Origin of the sequence: Pedobacter miscanthi, from assembly GCF_003315595.1 — a bacterium.
GTDB lineage: Bacteria > Bacteroidota > Bacteroidia > Sphingobacteriales > Sphingobacteriaceae > Pedobacter > Pedobacter miscanthi.
This window is the reverse complement of the sequence record NZ_QNQU01000049.1, coordinates 1-19,003: the sequence shown is the minus strand read 5'-3', so window position 1 is coordinate 19,003 and position 19,003 is coordinate 1. Positions and strand designations below refer to the sequence as shown.

The window sequence follows — 19,003 nt, the reverse complement described above, 5'->3', positions numbered from 1 at the left end:
CTCACCCTTCCCAGCCTGATCAGCGATTCCGCCCTGATCAGATAAACCTCATCATTCGCTATCCCGCCAAAAAGCCTGCTCACATTATTATAGTTACCCTTGAAGTTTTTTCCCGATGCATTAAAAAAAAGCACCTTGCGCAAATCATTCCCATCATAACTCGAATAAAGCATCGGATTGACATTTACCGAAGAGCTCATGAAGCCCATATAGGAATAGGAAACCTGGGCTGCATAAAAAAGGACCTCATCGTTGCCCCGTGGCAGCACAGCAGGAAAAGGCCTGGCGGATGCAGTGTTTAAAGTATTGTAATTGATCAAAACCCCGTACAGCTTAATCGAACGGTCCGAATATTCATAAGCCTTTGCATAATCCTGCATCAGCAGAGAAATCCTTGCCAGCAATGCCAGCGCAGCAACTTTATTCGGCCTGCTTTTAAACTCAGATTTTTCAGGCAGCAGATCAGCCGCCAGCGTCAGATCGGCAAGCATAAAATTGTAGGTTTGCAAAAGTGTAGCCCTGGGCGGATTTTGGTTCACATCCGCTACTTCCCTGATGGGAAGCCCCTTATCACCTGCAGCACCTGCAGGAGAGAAAGGACGGGTAAACATCTGGCAGAGCTGATAATAAGCCATCGCCCTGAAAAAAAGCGCTGCCCCTTTGATCCTGCGCAAAGGCTCCTGCCCATCATCTGATCTCGCCCCCAGCGCATCCAGTACGATATTGGCATAAAATACCTGCTGCCATCCGGCAACCCATTCTGCGCATGTAGGCGAGCTGAATACCTCTTTTTCCCACACATATACATTGCGTTCGTCCGAAAAACTCAGCGAAGCAAAAGCGGCATCCGAAAGCAGAAAATCATCCGTTGCCAACTGCGGCAGGCCCGGGGAAACGTTCATGACATCAAGGTTGTCCAGCAGCGCCTGCATGTCCGCCGGGGTAGTAGGAACAGTGAGCGACCTGCTCGGTTTTTCATCCAGGTAACCTTTTTTACAGGAAGGAAAAACCGCGAAAACAGAAAACAGCCCACAAAAAATCACAATATATTTCTGATACTTTTTCATCATTAAACAATTTTAGTTAAAGGTTTATTTTTATGCCTGCCGCAAGCGAAACAGGTTGCGGGATCCCCTGAAAATCCGGATCTATCCCTTTTTTGTTCGCCCGCCAGATGATCCCCAAATTGGATGCATAAACATAAACCTGCGCAGACCTCAAAAAACTCACCTTACTCGCCTCAAGATCATAAGACAGCCTCACATCCTGCAGGCGCACATGGTCACCACGCTCTACCAGCACATTACTCAACAGGTACATATTATCCCTGTTTGTACTGGCCGATTCGGGTAACCGGGGAACCTGGGTAAACGCCTCATCACCCGGATGCTGCCATCGCAAAGCAAAGTCCATATTTCCTCCCTGCCCCATAAGGATTGAAGTATAACCGACAGAATTCCGTTTAAAATAATATCCGAGCCGGTATGAAATATTTGCAGAAATCCCAAATCCTTTAAACCTCAGGGTATTCATCAGCGAACCAAATACCACCGGTTTCGCCGGTCCGCTATAGATCATATCGTTAATCCCTGTGGAAGCAAAAATGGCCTGATAATCCGTAGAAAGCACGCCGTTGAGATAACCCATCGGCTCCCCCGAAGCATCAAGCCCTGCATAAGGATAAGAATAGACCCCATACAGGGGATACCCTTCCCTTGGCAGCGTACCCGCATCAGCAGACTGGGCGTAATTGCCCGCAGTGGAAAGTGAACTCGGAAAAAATTTAGTCACCTTCTCACTGGCATAACTCATCCAGAACCCGCTGGTCCAGTACCATTTCCCCGCAGTGTTCACCGTATTCACATTAAAGTCCAGGCCCTGCACCCGCGTATTGGCCATATTTCCCCTGAAAAGCGTCACCCCTGTAGAAGGCGCAAAAGGCATATCGGTGATCAGGTCAAGACCGGTTTTGCGGTATATCTCCAGGGTCCCCGAAACCCGGTTCCCTTTGGAGCCAAAGTCAATACCCGCATTAAAAATCTTTACCCGCTCCCAGCGCAGCTCAGGATTGGGCGGATTGAGTACCACCGCATAAGGCTGCCTGGTAAGGGTCGTCTGTCCGTTAAAATACCTGGCAGTAGTCAGCGCGGAAAGGTTTTTATCAATATTACCGTTATAGCCGTAGCTTAAACGAAAGCGCAGCACCGGCAAAAAATCGGCACCATAAAACGCTTCTTTCGCCACATTCCACATCAGCCCCATAGACCACAGCGGCACCCCTTTCAGGTTGGCACTCACCCCAAACAGGTTACTTTTATCCAAGCGCACACTTCCCGATAGCGTATAGCGGCCTTTATAGGAAAGCGCAGCATTTCCATAATAAGAAAGAAACCGGTCCGCCGTACCCGAAATCCCATCCGACCCCGGGATCACACCGGTCAGGGGAGGATAATAAGACTGCGGGTAAGATCCCACATAATCCACCGCCGCACTGGTTGCATTCAGGGGGTTATACCCGTAAAAACGGTTTGTAAACGACTCCCCCTCTAAATCCCGCCATTCATAACCCGCAAGGCTGCTTAGCTCGAAATCCGAAACAGAAGCCCTGTAGTTCAGCTGCCCCCTGAAATTAAAGGTCCTTAAACTGCTTGCCGACCTGTCCATAATCCCGCCCAGCGGCAGAGGATACACCGAGGTAACCCCCGGCGACACCTGGGAAAACCTGTTGATCAGGTTACGCGCAAAATAACTATCCTGCGAAAAAAGATCGCTGCCCGTTCCGGAAAGCTTACCGTACTGAAAATTTGCTTCCGCCTCCAGCCCCTTTATGACCCTGTAACGCAGCACCGTATTGAACCTGTAATCCAGCCCCTCGCTCCGCTTATCCCTGAAGCCCACATCCTCCACAGGCCGGTAAGCCCAGTCGAGATAGCCGTTTGCCACCGCAGTGTTCACAAACCCCGAGCGGAAATCCTTTACCACAGCAAGCGCCTCGCCATCATCATTCGCAAAGTGCGCATAAGGATAAATCAGCTGCGATGGCGACATCCGCAGCGAAGAAAACCCATCATTCGGCCTCGAAGACACCGACCTTGAAAACAGCAGCTTTACATCCAGCACCAGCCTGTCGGATAAAAAACCGAAGCGGTCCGAAAAATTCAGGCTCATCCGCTGATAACTGTTCAGCCTGTCAGAAAGCCTGTTATCATCAAGACCAGCCGAAAAATAATAACTGCTTAGCCCTGCTGAACCCGAAAGGTTCGCCGAATACTGACGCGAGAGCGCCGAGGTCCCCAGATGGTCCATATATTCCCTTCGGACATCCACCCCCTCCAGCGCCGCAATCTGTGCATCGGCATCAGCCGCAGAAATTTTACCGTCCCGCCGCGCGATCAGCAGCTCCACCACCGGGGTCAGCGGCGCACGTACCACTGAACTTTCAGTCCCTGAATAAAAACCCTTTGCAAACAACAGCTTTTCCACCAGGATAAAATCCGCAGAAGACATCGATAAATTCCGCGTCAGGTCAGCCTGCGGGGAAAATATGACATTCGCCACCGCACCTACCTGTAAAGCCTGCCCCTTACGGGCACGTTTCGAGGTCAGCACAATCACCCCGTTACCCGAACGCGCCCCCCAGATCGAAGCCGCAGCCGCATCCTTGAGCACCGTGATACTCTCAATATCATTGGGATTGATATTCGATATATCCCCGTCATACGGAAAATTATCAAGCACGACCAGCGGCTGCGAATTCGCAAAAAGCGTACTCTGCCCACGGATCCCGATAGAGACCTCACTGGCCGCAAGACCCTTCGTCCGGTTAAAGATCAGCCCCGGCACCACATCACGGAGCCTGTCCGTAATGTTCGTACTCACCGAACGCTCCAGCAGTCTGTTATCCACCTGCACAAAAGATCCTGTAGCCCTCTCCCTTGGCAGCCTGTTATACCCCGTACTCACCGTCACCTCCTCCAGGACATTCTCCCCCGGTACCAGGCGCAGCACCAAACTATCCCTCTGCACCCCATCCAGCACCCTCACCAAATCCGCATAACCCACGCAGCTCACCCTTAACACCGCCCGCGAAGAAACAGCCCCGGAACGATCACGAGCCGGCAAGCGAAGCACAAAGCCACCCTGATCAGAAGAAACCGTTTTCACCTCCCCGACCGCAACAGTCGCCCCCTTTACCGCCATCCCCGACCCCGCCGAAACCACCCTGCCCTTCAGCAACACCTGCGAAAAAACATTCCCCGTTCCCAGAACGGAGAACAATATCATGTAGATACATAACCTCATTATAAAAGATTACAAAAATTATTTTGAACGAGAACCCATGTCACTCACAGGAACATCCTTAAACACCAGCATCAAAGTCTTAAACCGCTTGTCCACCAGTTTAAGGTTATATTTCTCCAGCGCCTTATTTATCGAAGGCACGCTCGAAAGATCACAATCCAATTGAAAGTCCACCGGAAAAGTAATACCCGAACCATCCACCACCGGGTAAGGATGCTCCTGCAGGTATATCATGTCCAGCCTGCTGGTCAGCGAAACGATCCCCATCGCCTTCACCGCGATTCCCATATTGTCGATATCAATCGAACGCGCCGAGCCTTTAGCCCTCATCGCCGAATTATCCCCCGTACTCACCAGCACCGTACACATCGTCTCCATTGAAACCGTATCGGCCGAAACCCAGGGAAAAAGCCTCCTTAAATCCCCGACCATATGCGATCGCAGCATCGCACCCTGCCCCTGAGGCAAAATGAGCTCATAACAGAACATATTTTTCCTCATCCAATCCTCACTTTCCTGGTTATCCCTGGTGTCATGAGAATAACGGATCAGACCGGGATCCTTCATATCAAACACCATACGGTGTTTACCAATAATAACCCGCTCACTAAAAGCCGCCGCATACATCTCCTTCACCCCAAGGTTCTTCACCGAAGCTTTACCAAGCGCCGGATTAACCCATGAACCCATCTGCAACCCATCCCCCCAACGCGTCAGCATACTGTGGAACAAAAGCCCCTTACCATTACCACCGTTCCCATCGAGAAACATCGGCTTGTTTGGGTCATAAGCCACAGCAAGATCCCTTTTTTGACGGATCCCAGCAGCCGATCCCATAAGCACCTTTTTGATCTGCCTGCCGCTCACCTGCTCCAGCGCCGTGATGGCAACCACCACACCATCCCCATCAATCCACACATAATGCGGCAGCAGACGGTGCGGAAAAGCAGCCTTAAGTACTTTGTCAGCAGTCACAAAAGGCACCACAGAACCAGAAGGATTCAACTTCCGCAAAAACGGCACCGCCACCTTCTCCGGCTCATCCGTCACCGAAATAAACTGCACCTTCCCATCAAAAACCTGCTGCAGCGAGTCAATCACCGGCATCATCCCCACGCAGGCGCCACACCATGTTGCCCAGAAATCCAGGATCACCAGCTTCCCCCTAAAAGACGAAAGCTTAACAGACGACACCGCCTTACCATCCCCACCTACATATCCGTGGAGATTCTCTATCAAAAGATCCGGCACCTTCTCCCCGACCGCCACACCCCTAGCCGTCAGGTCCACCACCTCCCCCTTATTCACCCCCTGCGGAAAGACAGGCAACACCGCAAAAGGGCTATACAAAAACGCCCAACAGAGAAAAAAGAGCGGTAAATATTTATCATAAATTTTCATAATCTGGTTACTGGTTTAGTTAAAATTGATTGACAAAAAAGCAGAGACCACCCCGGAACAAAATCCCGCAGCAGCCCCGCCATTCGCTGCATTACCCTTCGCGGACGATAACACAGCAGGAAGCCCAGCCCAAAAAATCCGGACACAACACTCCCCTTACGGCAAAGCCGTTAATTTTTTAAAAAACAGAAATCAGGAAAAAAATTCTAAAGCCAAGGCAAAACCCAAAGGCAAATGCAAAAAACCAAAGGCAAAAGCCAAAAGAAAAAGAACCAAAAAAAAGAAACAAAAGAAACAAGGCAGGCTGCATTATCAAAGAACCCATAAGAATCATTAACCATTAGGTCCCGCCTGCCCTGCCCCCCCTCAAACAGGATTCTTCGGCTTTAAAGCATACAGCCAGTCAAAAAGAAACTTTTCATTTAAGCCCATACGCTCCGGTTTATATTGATGTTAGAAAAAAAAACAAACAAAAACCAGCCCCTCCACATAAAAATATGCAGATACAGTAAACCGTATTGCGTATTAGAAAAAAGATACCTACCTTGGGAATGCGAATAACCATAGTAATGCACCCTTGCCTAAACAGCAATAAAGGGCTGGCACCAAGCTAAATTAACCCACCGGGAATCAGTGCGCTCTCATCACACCAACCCCTGTTTTCTTTGGGCTATTTTATACTCGGAAAAATCCAGCGCGTATTACGACGGAGAACAAATAACGTTCTTTAAAAAGAGTTTAAGGGAGAACCGGAGTACCCCTTCCCCGAAGTGGTACAAACCAAAGGCGCTTAATTTTTTCGTTTTCATAAACGGTTGTTTTTATGTAAAACGATGCGTACTCAACAAAAGCAGAATCAAACCATATTGGCAAAAAACTAATAGGGCGAAACCCAATGCTTTTGAAAGAGGTACCGTCAAGAACCGCTTAAGTCAAAGACTTAAGTTCCACAAAAGACTTACATGAGCGTCGCCCTATTGAATATAAGATATCACGAAGATAGCAAAACTCAATAGATACGGCGAACTCACGATCACCTCATGTGGAAAGTTTGACGGTTTTCTTTCATGAGTGACATCGTAAAAGCAAGATATATCCCTTGCTTTCTTTGTCGCTATTAAACTAATTACTAAACAAATATAAATATTACTTGACTATTATGCAAGTTTTTTTTAAGATAAAATGTCTGATAAAATAAATAATATCGCAAAATCCGTTAAGAATTCTCCTCTTCAAGTTGCCGCGTTGGCATTATATTTAGACGTTGATGATACGACAATAAGCAAATGGAATTCAAATATTGCTCAACCCAGTTTAAAACGTCTAAATGAATTGGGAGAAATTTTAGAAGTTGACAACAAAGAGTTGCTTACTTCACAGTCAAGAAAACAAACAGGACTTCCAGCAGCATTGCAAAGCGAATATAAGAGGCTGCTTGCCACAGGACTTACAAAAAAAATTAAAGTGACAGACAGTGAAGGTGGCTATAAGGAGGTTAATAATCCTGAAATGGTAACGAAACTAAGAGAATTTGTTAATAATTACAAAATGAGATTAAATCTGAAATAAGCTTGGGATTTTTTTTGTTTAATATGATTTAAGCCTAAGGTCCAAGAAATATCCCAATCAGAGAATAATTGAAGGAAAAAAAAATAGCCTTTTATGAGATCGTTGCTATAGAAACACATCCCTATCTTAAAATGTATATTATTGGTTATGAATTAAATGCAATTGCGTAAACTGGAAATTTAGTTTCCTAAAAGTAAGTAACTCTGATTCAGTATCGTAATTCATACCGAAATTGGTAACAAAATCTTTTTCCGAAGCCTTAATCAAACTTTCTCTTTTTAAAAGAAATAATTCCTGATCACTATTATTGAAATGCTTTATTAGCTCTGGTGTAATAAAAATGTTTTTTAATCTGTTTTGAGATGTACTTTTAATGAAGCTATTGACATTTATTTAAAATAATATTATTATCATAATTTTTATTAATTATGATAATAATATTCGCCGGGGTGCGATCTTTTCTGTTAAAAAATAAAAAGTTCCATGAAAATTTCCCTATGCCTTGTTCCAAAGCCATATCTAAAACGGATAATAAATAGCTGGAGTGCTTTGGTTTTTACCCCTGTAAAATTCAATTTGCAAGGAAATTTGACAGCGACAAATTCGTCATCATAAGACAGTTTTAGAATTCCATCGGGATATTGTTTATGAGAAAATTTTAAGAAGACCTTCGATGATTTAATTTAACCAACGGGATTCAAATGGCACTTTGGCAAATATCATAGATCTTATAAGTGTTGCAAAAACTAGTAATTGCAACACTTGAAACTTTTAAATATACCTATCCAATAAACTCCAAAGACAAACATTTTAAAGGGAAAGAGAAAAATGGAACTAAAGAATTCCAACAGCTTTTGGCACAGTTTAGATAAAAAGTTTCTAAAATTTCACATCGATAAAAGTAAAAGGACAAAAACAAATCGCTTACTTTAACAGTATCTTTCACTTACAGGAAAATATTTTTAGCGTATAAAGTCAGAACTTCCTCCCTAAGTAAAAAAAGTTCTTTATCTCGAATACTGCCTTTGTCTATTTTTAATTCTTTCAATCTATTAACCACAACATGCTTCTCGCTACAATTATGGTTAATAAGGACTTTTGCATAGTTTATATATGCATGTAAAAGCAAATTGCCACTCTTCAGTTTAAGGGCAAATTCAATCGCATTTTCATATAATTTCTTCCCAAATTCAATATTACCCATCTGGAACTCAATAAGACCATTCGTAGCTAGAAATGTCACTTTCCAGTCATTCGGTATTTCGCTTAATTTAATTTTCCTATATTGGTCAACATAGTTTGAACACTGATGTAGCCGATTATCTAATGCATAAGCATAAATCAAATTATTTAGAATTGTGAAGTCATTTGGATTAGCTTTAAGACCAGCCTTACATAAATCAATTGCTAAGTCTTGCCTCTTTAGAAAATAACTTGCAATATAAGAGCCCATCAATACAGGTCTAACAGTATATGGCAAATCAAAGAACCATTTTAACGTATTTACAAAAGCACCTTCCCAATCACCTTTTTCGTTCTGCTCGATGGCGAATGCTTCGAATGTGTTATTAACATTTTTAAAATTTGATAGGTTAAAATCAAACCTGCCATCACGTTTAGAAATCCATTCCATTTGTGCTAACGAATTATCATTTGGAGATTTAATTGATAGATCGAAATTGGATCGAGATTGCTTGAACGCGCCTTCGTTGAATTGAAACGTACCAATTGAACTTGCTAATTCAGTCAAGTCAAAATTTGAAAAATTTTTAGAAGATATAATACCTTCACCTTTCTTTAACAGAGGTGAATATCTTTTCATCAAGGTAGACGTTGCGATATGCGCAGAAATTAGCCATGGATCATACTGTGTGAGTTGACTTTTTCTCAAATAATACAACGCCTTATCATAATGTTTAGGATGGGCCCATAATCGAGTTGCGGATCTTAAAACAAACCTATTGTTTGGGGCCAGCTGAACTGCAATAATCATAGCACTATCAGCCTTGTCAAAATGCCCAAAAATTGAATACAAGCGTGCAAGTTCAACCCACGGTATTGGATTATGTAGCTGTTGTCTTGCTTGAGTTTTAGTTTTATTGATTAACCTGTATAGCCTAGAATCCTCTGGATATTCTAATTCATCGTAATTGGCGGAGTTTATTTTGATATTATTACCCAGAAAATCTTCATTACCTCGACCTTCCTTTGTAGCACCATTAATTTCTTTCGCAAGGGTTATTAGAGAGGTACTTTCACCATTTTTTATGACAAATTTTATAGCCTCATCTACCTCTGGAAGATTTGTCTTGCCGGAAATAAAAGCGGAACTCACTAAGTCGGCAGCAACACCAATATTTTTTTCGTTTCTCCAATCATTGACAGCACGTGATATATTTATATCGATTAAAGGCGCATGAGAAGTGTTCGCTAATTCATTTAGCTTTAATGTTCTGGCAAAATCCCTCCAGTTTGGAACCACCGTGCGGTCTTCTTCTTCAAATATCAGCGCCATAAATCTAATTCTGCTTTCCTGGTTAAAACGTCTAGTTTTGTTATAATCCTTTCGAAATCATATTGACTGCCTAATTGCGAGATACTACGGGGATGACCTCTTTTACTAGGGTATGGATAACATGAAATTGATAAAAGTGTAGCAATTTCATCTCCTAAATTTTTATTTGAAATTGATGCTTTTACTTCTGCTATACTTTTGTAAAATGCGTCGACCAGATAATCCTTTACACCATCAAAAGAACCTCCCCACTTATCCCACCTGAATTGAATATCAATGTTTTTTCCAATTAATGCAGTCATATTTATCCCAGTGAAATAAAAAGAAACTAAGCTGCCAAATAAGTATAGATCAGTTGCTCTTATACGCTTATTCCAGTCTGGTTCTATAAAGCCATACAAAAATTCTGGCGGAGCATAGGAAAAGTCGCCCGTAAAATTTCCAAGCTCTTCATGAGGGGCTTCAATATCGTCACACAATGAGCGCCCCAAGTCTCCGATCTTGCTCGTTATTCCTGTTTCATATAAGAGGACATTAGACGGTTTAAGATCTTGATGCCCTATTTTAACGCTATGTAATTGTTTCAATCCTATACTTACATTATGTAAAGATCTTAACTTCCAAGCCAATTCCACTTCGTTATTAAATGTAATTCTTGATCTAAGATCTCCATCAGCCATCTCAAATATTAGATAGGGAACATTGTTGATTGTAAATCCCTCAACAAATTCCTCACCTTCATCTAAAATGGTTGAAACTTTAGAAAGATTTTTTGATTTGCAACGAAGAAGGAGATTTTTTTCAAAGTTAAAGGCATTGGTTTGTTCAGCTAATATGTCCATAATGCTTCTCCCTTTAAATATTTGAAAGAAAGCTACGAAATTGATAGCCTTTAGAAAAGCTATATTCTCCCCATCAGACACTTTGTAACAAACGCTAAAAAAGCCTCCCGTTGAACCCGGTTTCGATTCGATTCTTTCAGTTACTTCCCATTTACCTTTTAAAATCCTACCTTTTAGAGCGTATGCTGCATTGTCATTGATTACCATTTTTGAGCGTTGTTAATTTCCGGAACAATTATTAGCACCTAATATAAAACAAATTTTGCACGTTTCTACCATGGAAACAATTGCCAAATTTTCTTAAACTGCATTTGTTTAAGAATCCATTTTTTTTTGAGACAAGTGTTTAAACCGTCAGCATCCTTTCGGCATTCTGAAGAGATATTTTTAATTAGCCAAGTTTTCATATTTCGACAAAAGTATACACACCTTTCGCGTGTATGCTTATATCTTATTCACAACAAACTGCCGCGCAATGGCCGCGCATTTCGCTTTTAAAGTGTCCCCCTGTTTCGCTCCATCGTGGCCGCCTGTTTCGGAGCAAACTGGCCGCGCTGATCTCTTGATCTGATTTTCTTCTCAAAGTATTTCCTAATCAAGTATTTATTTAGAGCTAGTTCAAAGTCATAGGTTCGAAAAGACAAGCCTCAGCTAAGCCTTGGGTCAAGAGACCATTCTGAACGCCTTTGAGCACTTTTTTAAGGTGTTTCGGATAGATTCTTTGGTAGGCTGAAATTTAAAGGGATGAGCATCCCTGAAAACAGGCAGTCCGGGGAACTTGGCCTTGAGGAAAAGTTGAAAATNGGCAGTCCGGGGAACTTGGCCTTGAGGAAAAGTTGAAAATCGTCAGCCTATATTTGTTCAGAGGGAAAGGAACTTTTATGCTACAACCCGGTCATCAAATTGGCGGCCAGTTTGGTCTAAAACGGAGGGGGGACTTTCGCCGAAATACGCAGATACGTTGGAGTATTTTATAAGCAAAACTCCAACGTTCACATTTTCTACGTTAATATCCAATTAACACATTCTGCAATTTCTGCATGGTCGTTTGGCAAAAGCGTTTGCAAATTTGAGGCATCTAAATCATCGATAAATTTTGCCCATACAGACTCCGTTTGGATTTAAAATTTTGAATTTTTATGTTACTTAATATGTGAGGCATTAATTTTTTGATTAGTGATAATAATAAATACTTCTGAACTATCGATTTTCTTGTCAACATACTGTATGACCCTTTTTATAACCAACTTATTAATTGCTGAAGCGAAAACATTCATTAGCTCATATTTAGGTTTGTTATTTGCAGCGGGTAACGAAACCACATCGCTCCGTATCTTCGACTTACTAATACTATCTCCCCAAGAATATTTATAACCCAAACTTTTTTCTATGCAAGTCGCTAAATACAACTGATTCAATTTGTTTTTCTTTTTTTCTTCTTTCATATCCAAAACTAAATTATGACTATCGTTCGAATAAAAATCATTTTCTTGATATGTAACAACGAAAGTCTTTCCTCCAATGAATACGCAGTTACCTTTATCTAAATATTTTGGGTCATAAGAAATATACGAACTTACTGCGTTGTTATCTGCACTAGCACACAAATAAGGAATATCTCCACTATTTTCAATAATATCACTATAAAGTATATTTTTTGTATTTCTTACATGAAAAACATCTACGACGCTAAAGTCTTGAAATTTTTCATTTGGGAAGTCTATTAATGCATTTTCCTCCTCCGGTGCAAGAACGTAATTATTTAAACCGGTTTCTAATAGATATTTTTTTAGTCTGGTAATGCGACCTATTTCCAGATCTATAGGATTCCCCGGGAAACATGCGATTCCGGAACTATATATCAAGTTTGTTAATAATATTTTTGTAGTTTATGTAATTATCCATTATCTGCAAATCATATTCCAAAATAAAAAAATCATTTACTTTAGGTTTATCTATAATATGTAATTCAGGTTCCTTAATTTTTTCTCTAAGCTCCATTAACAGTCTACCAAGAGCATTAACGCCTTCATAATAATCACCACAATCAACGGCACCCCAAATTTTATCAGTATCAGTATATTCTACGATAGGCAGATTCCCCGTTGAAGATAAAATGTCAGAAAATTGTTTTAAATTTTGCTGAAGTTTTATTTGTAAACAGAAGCGCATTATTCTGAATCTAACTAAATTCCAATCTGGTCTCTCGCATTTAATATGCAGGCGCGATATTTTTTTAGCATACATCGGGCTTGAAGAACCCAAAATTCTTTTTTGAATATCAAAGTACTTTGGGTATTTACTTGCCTGGTATAAATTTTCTATATTACTTATAATCAGATTACCAATTCTTACAGGAAAACCTGGTGCCATGTTAGATAAGCCACCAAATTCACCTTTAGTACTACGAAAGGTAATACATTCTCCTTTGAGGTATCTTCTAGTTTGATTCTTATTATCTTCCACGGTTTGCTACAGAGAACAAAGGTATCCAATTATGGTTTTCCCACCAATAAATTATTGGACATGTGTTAGAAATATTCCTCCATGTGAATGCATGGCTTCCAGTTCCGAAAGTTTTGTAACTGGGATATCCTAGTCCAAGCGGACGGGTAGATGGGCTCAAGTGTTCAGCTCTTGATAAAATTTCGATACCTTTTTTCAGTATAATTTGTTCATAACGATTTCTATTTTCGGGTGAAGAATAAAAATCTTCTCTTCCCGGCCTCCTCTTTTCACGATAAGCATATGTCTCATGGTTTGCGGCTTCCAGTGATTGTAAATATTTCTCGAAATAATCGCAGTCATCTGGTTTTATAGGATAGACATGATTAAATTTAGGACTGCTATTATAATAGTTTATTCGTGGATCATTTTCTATTTCATAAACCCTATGGAAGGATAATGAGTTAAAGACTCCCCCGAAATTCTGAGAAAGACTATATTTGACAACGTTATATCCCCAAGTGTGTAAAAAGAAAAAGATTGGTATTAATTCAATTCCTTGGTTTTGAAATTCCTGGTTTCCATAGGCTAATATCTCTTTATTTATATCTCTTTTGAACGTACCCCCTGAAGCCAGCACATCATCGACGTAAATCCAAAACTTAATATTTTCACTATTGCTCTGGTTGATTGAAAAGCCAAATTGTTTCATGCAAATTTCAGTCAGGAATTCCAATAACTTAGTTTGACTTTTTTTTTCTGACTGACAACTTAAGAACCTCGAATCTTTAAGGAACGACTTGATATCATTGTATTTATTGTGTTCGGCTAAATATTTGAAGATTTGTTCAAATTCTCGAACCACTAATGCTCTCGAAATATAAGATTTAGGTAGAATGTGATAAAATTCTTCCAACATAAATTGTCGATCATGCTCGTCAAATTGATTTACCCAACGAATAACATGGTCCTTATCTATAAAAATTTCATCATCGTTGCGATAGTCTTTTATTAAATCAACTATGAGAGCTGCTAATTCATCCATTTAACTTACATCTTAGATTTTAACAATAAATCATTGGTTTCATTCAGAAACAATTTTGAATTACAAATAACAATATAAACAACTATAGCGGTTTCCATCGAAATGGCTCGCTAACATGGATTAGTTATACTTTTGACACTCCTACTTCTGGTATAAAGTTTAATGATCTCATCTAGATTTGTTCCGGGCGCTTTATAAACCTTAAAGGTATTGTCAACAAGTAGTAAGTATTCTAATTCAACCTATTTCATTGTTCTTTATATTATTGATATATGTAAATCTAAACCTTTCATAATGACCGTTCTTACGGTTTTCCGTATTCAGCATTTATTTTAGGTATAGCTTTCATTATGAAATCATTTATTGGGGAAGAAAGCCAATATAAGTCTGAAAAACAATACTTACTTTTAGGTATATCATTATACGTTATTGCCCAGCCTCAACCCTATATATCACTCCGGAACTTCATAAGAGTTGAACAGGCCAGAAAGAAGATGCATTGGATTCTGACATCATACCTTGAAGTCTTCACCCAAAGCGCGTGAGCGGAAAAAATTCCGAGAATTGATTGAAAATAAAACAGGCAGTGAATTGAATGCGTGGATTGCAGAAGCTAAACATTCAGTTATTGCAGAGTGCAAAGTTTTGCCACAAGGATATTTCTGATCTTCAATCCATTGTAAATGCTATCAATCTACACTGGAGCAATGGCCCAGTCGAAGGCAATGGTAACAAACTGAAACTATCAAAGGTCAAATGCACGGAAGGGCAAGCTTCGATTTACTCAGGAAAAGATTGGTGTTAGCACCGGATTGACCACCAAAATTGAGGAAGAACCCAAAAGTGTACGACATCATTCAACTATAAACATTTTCCCTCCGTACTAGATATAGCCAACCAACTATGCCGCCATGCCGTTCATGAAAGTATCCACAAAACTTTTAATACGCAATATAATCCTTTCCCCCAACTTTTTACGTTGCAAGAGTGTGGGTTTTTCACCATCAATAAGTTTAAGTACCTCATCCAGAAGCGGCTCACGTTCCGCAAACAGATAGTTTTCAATCAGTTTTTCCGTTTTTTCGGCCGAAAGACTTTCCTCTTCCACCAATTTAGAAAACTCTTTTTTTTGTTCCTCCCCCCAGAATTTCTCAAACTCGGGAACAATATCCCCCGTGTCTTCGATCTTTGGTAGGTTTTCTGAAATAAACCGGTCTATCAGCTCACGTTTGCTGCGCAACGATACCTGGGTACTCAATAAATTAGATATCTCTTCCTCTATCGATTTTCTGTCCGCCTTGTTGTTCTTGGATTTTAGCTTGATCAACAGCTGTACAATGTAGGTTACATTTATCGTATCCCTTCTGATCAATTCCAGCTCAAAATCAATGTCGTCGAGTATAGATGCCTTTTCACCTGGGCTTTTGTGAACAATTCGGTCTTTGATATCCTGATACTTACTGCTGTAGTCCGCAAACAACTGTTCGTCAATGCACAGATCCTCCCAATCAAACTCACTGTAATGGCTCATTTTTTTATGCAGGCGCATGATCGCGCGGAATGCCAGGATGAACTTCATCTGATCTTCCTCAGTGTAAAGTTTATCCACGTCCTCAACGCTTGGCACAAGCTCGAGCATTTGTTCTCCTATACTGTTAAAAATCTCAACATAATGGCTATAAGGCTCAACTATGATTTCGTCTATCGCATCCTTGTTGCTGAAAAGGGTAATTGCCTCATCTGTTCGATCCTTTAGGTTACGGAAACATACGATATTTCCCTGAGTCTTATTCTTGTCGAAAGTTCTGTTCGTTCGACTAAAGGCTTGTACCAGGCCATGATAGCGAAGATTCTTGTCCACATAAAGTGTATTGACATATTTGCTATCGAATCCGGTTAGAAACATATTGGCGACCAATAAAATATCGAGTTCGTTGAATTTTGCCTTCTTGGCAATGTCGTTGTAATAATTATAGAAACTTAGACTGTCCTTTGTGCTATGCGAGGTGCCAAATAATTTATTAAAATCAACAATGTAATTATCCAGGAGCTCTCTGCGGTGCGGCTTGATACCATTCACTCCAGATTCCCTTGAATCAGCAATATCAAAATTGATTTCTTCTTCGTTCTGCGCAAAACTGAAAATGGTTGCCACTTTCAATTGATGCTCACCAAGTTGTGCCTTCTTCCTAAAAATTTCATAATATTGGATGACCGCATCAATATCCTGCACACACATCATCGCACAGAAGCTGCCCTTCTGGCTCTTTTGAGGATGATACTCTATTATGTAATCCACGATCGCTTCTTTGCGTTCCGGCGCCTCAAATACTTCTGCCTCGTTAATGTCTTCAACTTTGAGATCTATGATATGTTCCTTCTTCTTGAAGGTCTGGACATATTCCACAGAGAAACGCAGTACGTTCTCATCCCTTATTGCATCAGTGATGACATATTTGTGCAGGCATTTGCCAAACAGACTAGAGGTTGTTTTTTCGCCATCAGCATTTTCGGCAAGTATTGGGGTACCGGTGAAGCCGAAAAGCTGGATATTATCAAAAAACGACACGATGTTTTTATGTGTATCTCCAAACTGTGACCTATGGCATTCATCAAAGATAAATACCATCCGTTGATTGCGGATTTTTGCCATTTTCGCAATGTTACGACCGGAAATGGCATTATTTAGTTTCTGTATTGTTGTAACGATGATTGGAATATCGGGATCGTTAAATTTACGTATAAGGTCTTCCGTATTATCCGCCGCACTAACACAGCCCTTACTGAATTTATCGTACTCCTGATTGGTCTGATAGTCAAGGTCTTTTCTATCCACGACAAACACAACCTTTTTAATTGCGGGTATTTTGGCAAGAATCTGACTGGCCTTAAAGCTTGTCAGCGTTTTACCGCTTCCTGTTGTATGCCATACATAGCCGTTCTTTTGAATATCATAGCCATTGAGTACAGTATTATCAATAACTTTTTTAAGAATATTCTCAACCGCATAATATTGATAAGGCCTGAGCACCATTAGTCTTTTCTCGGTTTCATTTAGCACGATATATTTGCATATCATCTTACTGACGTGGCACGGTTCCAGAAAGACATCTGTGAATTCATTCAATAAGTTATTCAGCGGATTATTGTGCTCATCTGTCCACTGAAAAGTCTGCAGGTATTCTTGTTTATGGATGCCGAAGTTGGAGAAATATTTGGTATTAACCCCGTTGCTGATTACAAAAAGCTGTACAAAATAAAACAGTCCCTGGCCTGCACCGAAACTGTGCTTCTGGTATCTGTTGATCTGGTTAAATGCCTCCTTCATTTCCAGCCCCCGCCTTTTGAGTTCAATCTGAACCATTGGAAAGCCATTAATCAATATAGTAACATCATATCTATTTTTATATTGCCCCTCCTGACTTATCTGATTAGTAATCTGGTATTGGTTCTGGCACCAGTGCTCCACATTGAGAAATTCGAAATAAAGATTATCACCATTATCACGGATGATATGGTGTTTCTTTTCTCGCAAGAGTTTGGCTTTTTCAAAAACAGAACCTTTGTTCAATATATTCAGTACCTTTTCAAATTCGTCAATTGAAAAAGTAATCCCATTGTGCCTCTCCAGTTGCGCTTTCAAATTTGAGAGCAATGATTTCTCATTGGCAATGGAAATAAACTGGTAGCCCAGCTTTTGCAACTGTACCACAAGCTGCTCCTCTAAGATCTGTTCTGACTGTTTTGACATATGTTGAAAGCTTGAGGTGAAAGTAAACATACTATTCGAGGATTGGAAAAGAAATGTATAAAAAAGGCTGGTAGGTCATTCATACCCAGTTCCAATCCTCGAAAATTACTTTCATAATAGACTACCGCAGTGCACGGAACATCTGATCAATACATTTCTTTTTCTGTTCATGATCTGGATGCACATATAGATTCAATGTTGTGCTGATATTGGAATGGCCAAGCAATACGCTAACAGTTTTATAGTCGCATTTGCTTTCAATACACCTGGTCGCAAAACTATGCCGCAACCCGTGAAATTTCAGTTTAGGCATATTCAGTTCCTTCATAAGTTTCATGTAATAACTCCTATAGGTACGAGGTTCGGTCGGCTTCGCTTCATTGGTCAGCACAAAAAAAGTACTTTTGACAATCTTTTTCATTGGCTTCAAAAGCCGCAAAAGATCCCGGCTCATCGGAATATCACGTATTGAATTCTTGGTTTTTGGGCTATCCAGGATTAGTTCAGTCCTCCGCTCACCCTCATCAATAACATAAATACGTTGAATGGTTTTTCTCACCCTGATAACGCCAGTGTCAGTATCTATATCTTCCCAAGTCAACGCACACAGCTCTCCAATACGCACCCCCGCACTGAGGCTTATAAATATCCCCAGATTCTTAAAAGTAAAATTATCCTCGACATAGGCCATCACTTTCTTCTGATCCACCCTATTGAGAACATCTGCAGTTTTCATCACCCGGTCAACAGGAAATTGTATATCAAAGGGCTTATATTCCTGAAGTCCCAGCTTGGCGCCAAACTTCAAAATCATTTTCAGTACGATCAAAATATCTTTAATTGATTTCTGACTTAACCCATGATCAATTTTCTGTAACACAAAACGTTGAACATCAGCCTCGGAAATATGATAATATTCTCCAAATGATGGTAAAAGATGGTTTTCAATAAGTAATACATAGGCTGAAAAGCTAGACTTTTTGATGTAATGTTTTTTGTCAGCCATCCATAGTTTAATAACTTCGGCGATTTTGTTTTTTGGTGTCATCATGTTTTATAGGTTAAAAACCTAAAAGGTAGAAAACAGAAATGAATTAAAAAGTCCCCAATGTTCCAAATTTGAGATTTCCGGG

General features: G+C 40.7%; 12 protein-coding genes. 2 read left to right on the top strand and 10 right to left on the bottom strand.

Annotated features, from left to right (window positions below; translation table 11 throughout):
- From DRW42_RS28005 to DRW42_RS27995, 3 genes are all read right to left on the bottom strand, one after another.
- Positions 1-1,070 (bottom strand): RagB/SusD family nutrient uptake outer membrane protein (locus DRW42_RS28005; protein ID WP_147243823.1); only part of this gene is annotated, 1,070 nt, incomplete at its 3' end.
- Positions 1,071-1,083: 13 nt separating this feature from the next.
- Positions 1,084-4,302 (bottom strand): SusC/RagA family TonB-linked outer membrane protein, encoded by a 3,219-nt coding sequence (locus tag DRW42_RS28000; RefSeq protein ID WP_113952164.1) that lies wholly within the window; start codon positions 4,300-4,302, stop codon positions 1,084-1,086.
- An 18-nt stretch (positions 4,303-4,320) separates the two neighbouring features.
- Positions 4,321-5,703 carry a TlpA family protein disulfide reductase gene (locus tag DRW42_RS27995; protein WP_113952163.1) on the bottom strand — a complete coding sequence of 461 codons (1,383 nt, stop codon included), beginning with the start codon at positions 5,701-5,703 and terminating at the stop codon, positions 4,321-4,323.
- A 25-nt stretch (positions 5,704-5,728) separates the two neighbouring features.
- Here DRW42_RS27995 and DRW42_RS27990 point away from each other — a divergent pair, with 25 nt between their 5' ends.
- Both DRW42_RS27990 and DRW42_RS27985 read left to right on the top strand, forming a co-directional pair.
- Complete coding sequence (locus tag DRW42_RS27990; protein ID WP_113952162.1) at positions 5,729-6,040, top strand: hypothetical protein; 312 nt, start codon at positions 5,729-5,731, stop codon at positions 6,038-6,040.
- Between the two features lie 845 nt (positions 6,041-6,885).
- Positions 6,886-7,272, top strand: coding sequence for a hypothetical protein (locus DRW42_RS27985; RefSeq protein WP_113952161.1), 387 nt, complete (start codon positions 6,886-6,888; stop codon positions 7,270-7,272).
- A 946-nt stretch (positions 7,273-8,218) separates the two neighbouring features.
- Here the strand turns inward: DRW42_RS27985 and DRW42_RS27980 are convergent.
- The 7 genes from DRW42_RS27980 to DRW42_RS27940 form a co-directional block, all read right to left on the bottom strand.
- Positions 8,219-9,787 (bottom strand): tetratricopeptide repeat protein, encoded by a 1,569-nt coding sequence (locus DRW42_RS27980; protein WP_113952160.1) that lies wholly within the window; start codon positions 9,785-9,787, stop codon positions 8,219-8,221.
- Positions 9,778-10,836, bottom strand: a complete 1,059-nt coding sequence (locus tag DRW42_RS27975; protein WP_113952159.1) for a protein kinase domain-containing protein — start codon at positions 10,834-10,836, stop codon at positions 9,778-9,780. Before DRW42_RS27975 ends, DRW42_RS27980 begins: the two co-directional genes overlap by 10 nt.
- Positions 10,837-11,771: 935 nt before the next feature.
- Positions 11,772-12,494: a restriction endonuclease subunit S gene (locus DRW42_RS27970; RefSeq protein WP_208643667.1), complete on the bottom strand. Its 723-nt coding sequence runs from the start codon at positions 12,492-12,494 to the stop codon at positions 11,772-11,774.
- The gene (locus tag DRW42_RS27965) at positions 12,484-13,095 is read right to left on the bottom strand and encodes an NADAR family protein (RefSeq protein ID WP_113952157.1); all 612 of its coding nucleotides are present in this window, start codon (positions 13,093-13,095) and stop codon (positions 12,484-12,486) included. Before DRW42_RS27965 ends, DRW42_RS27970 begins: the two co-directional genes overlap by 11 nt.
- A complete protein-coding gene (locus DRW42_RS27960; RefSeq protein ID WP_113952156.1) occupies positions 13,085-14,119 on the bottom strand; it encodes a phosphoribosyltransferase-like protein in 1,035 nt (344 codons plus the stop codon). The genes DRW42_RS27965 and DRW42_RS27960 overlap by 11 nt, the downstream gene beginning before the upstream one ends.
- A 901-nt stretch (positions 14,120-15,020) precedes the next feature.
- The gene (locus DRW42_RS27945) at positions 15,021-17,900 is read right to left on the bottom strand and encodes a type I restriction endonuclease subunit R (RefSeq protein ID WP_208643666.1); all 2,880 of its coding nucleotides are present in this window, start codon (positions 17,898-17,900) and stop codon (positions 15,021-15,023) included.
- Between the two features lie 91 nt (positions 17,901-17,991).
- Positions 17,992-18,921: a tyrosine-type recombinase/integrase gene (locus tag DRW42_RS27940; protein ID WP_208643665.1), complete on the bottom strand. Its 930-nt coding sequence runs from the start codon at positions 18,919-18,921 to the stop codon at positions 17,992-17,994.
- Positions 18,922-19,003: the final 82 nt, after the last annotated feature.

Bases quoted from the DNA above. Each gene is read 5' to 3' on its own strand.
- DRW42_RS28000 (WP_113952164.1), bottom strand. From the start codon at position 4,302: ATGAGGTTATGTATCTACATGATATTGTTCTCCGTTCTGGGAACGGGG.
- DRW42_RS27995 (WP_113952163.1), bottom strand. From the start codon at position 5,703: ATGAAAATTTATGATAAATATTTACCGCTCTTTTTTCTCTGTTGGGCG.
- DRW42_RS27985 (WP_113952161.1), top strand. From the start codon at position 6,886: ATGTCTGATAAAATAAATAATATCGCAAAATCCGTTAAGAATTCTCCT.
- DRW42_RS27980 (WP_113952160.1), bottom strand. From the start codon at position 9,787: ATGGCGCTGATATTTGAAGAAGAAGACCGCACGGTGGTTCCAAACTGG.
- DRW42_RS27975 (WP_113952159.1), bottom strand. From the start codon at position 10,836: ATGGTAATCAATGACAATGCAGCATACGCTCTAAAAGGTAGGATTTTA.
- DRW42_RS27960 (WP_113952156.1), bottom strand. From the start codon at position 14,119: ATGGATGAATTAGCAGCTCTCATAGTTGATTTAATAAAAGACTATCGC.
- DRW42_RS27945 (WP_208643666.1), bottom strand. From the start codon at position 17,900: ATGTTTACTTTCACCTCAAGCTTTCAACATATGTCAAAACAGTCAGAA.
- DRW42_RS27940 (WP_208643665.1), bottom strand. From the start codon at position 18,921: ATGATGACACCAAAAAACAAAATCGCCGAAGTTATTAAACTATGGATG.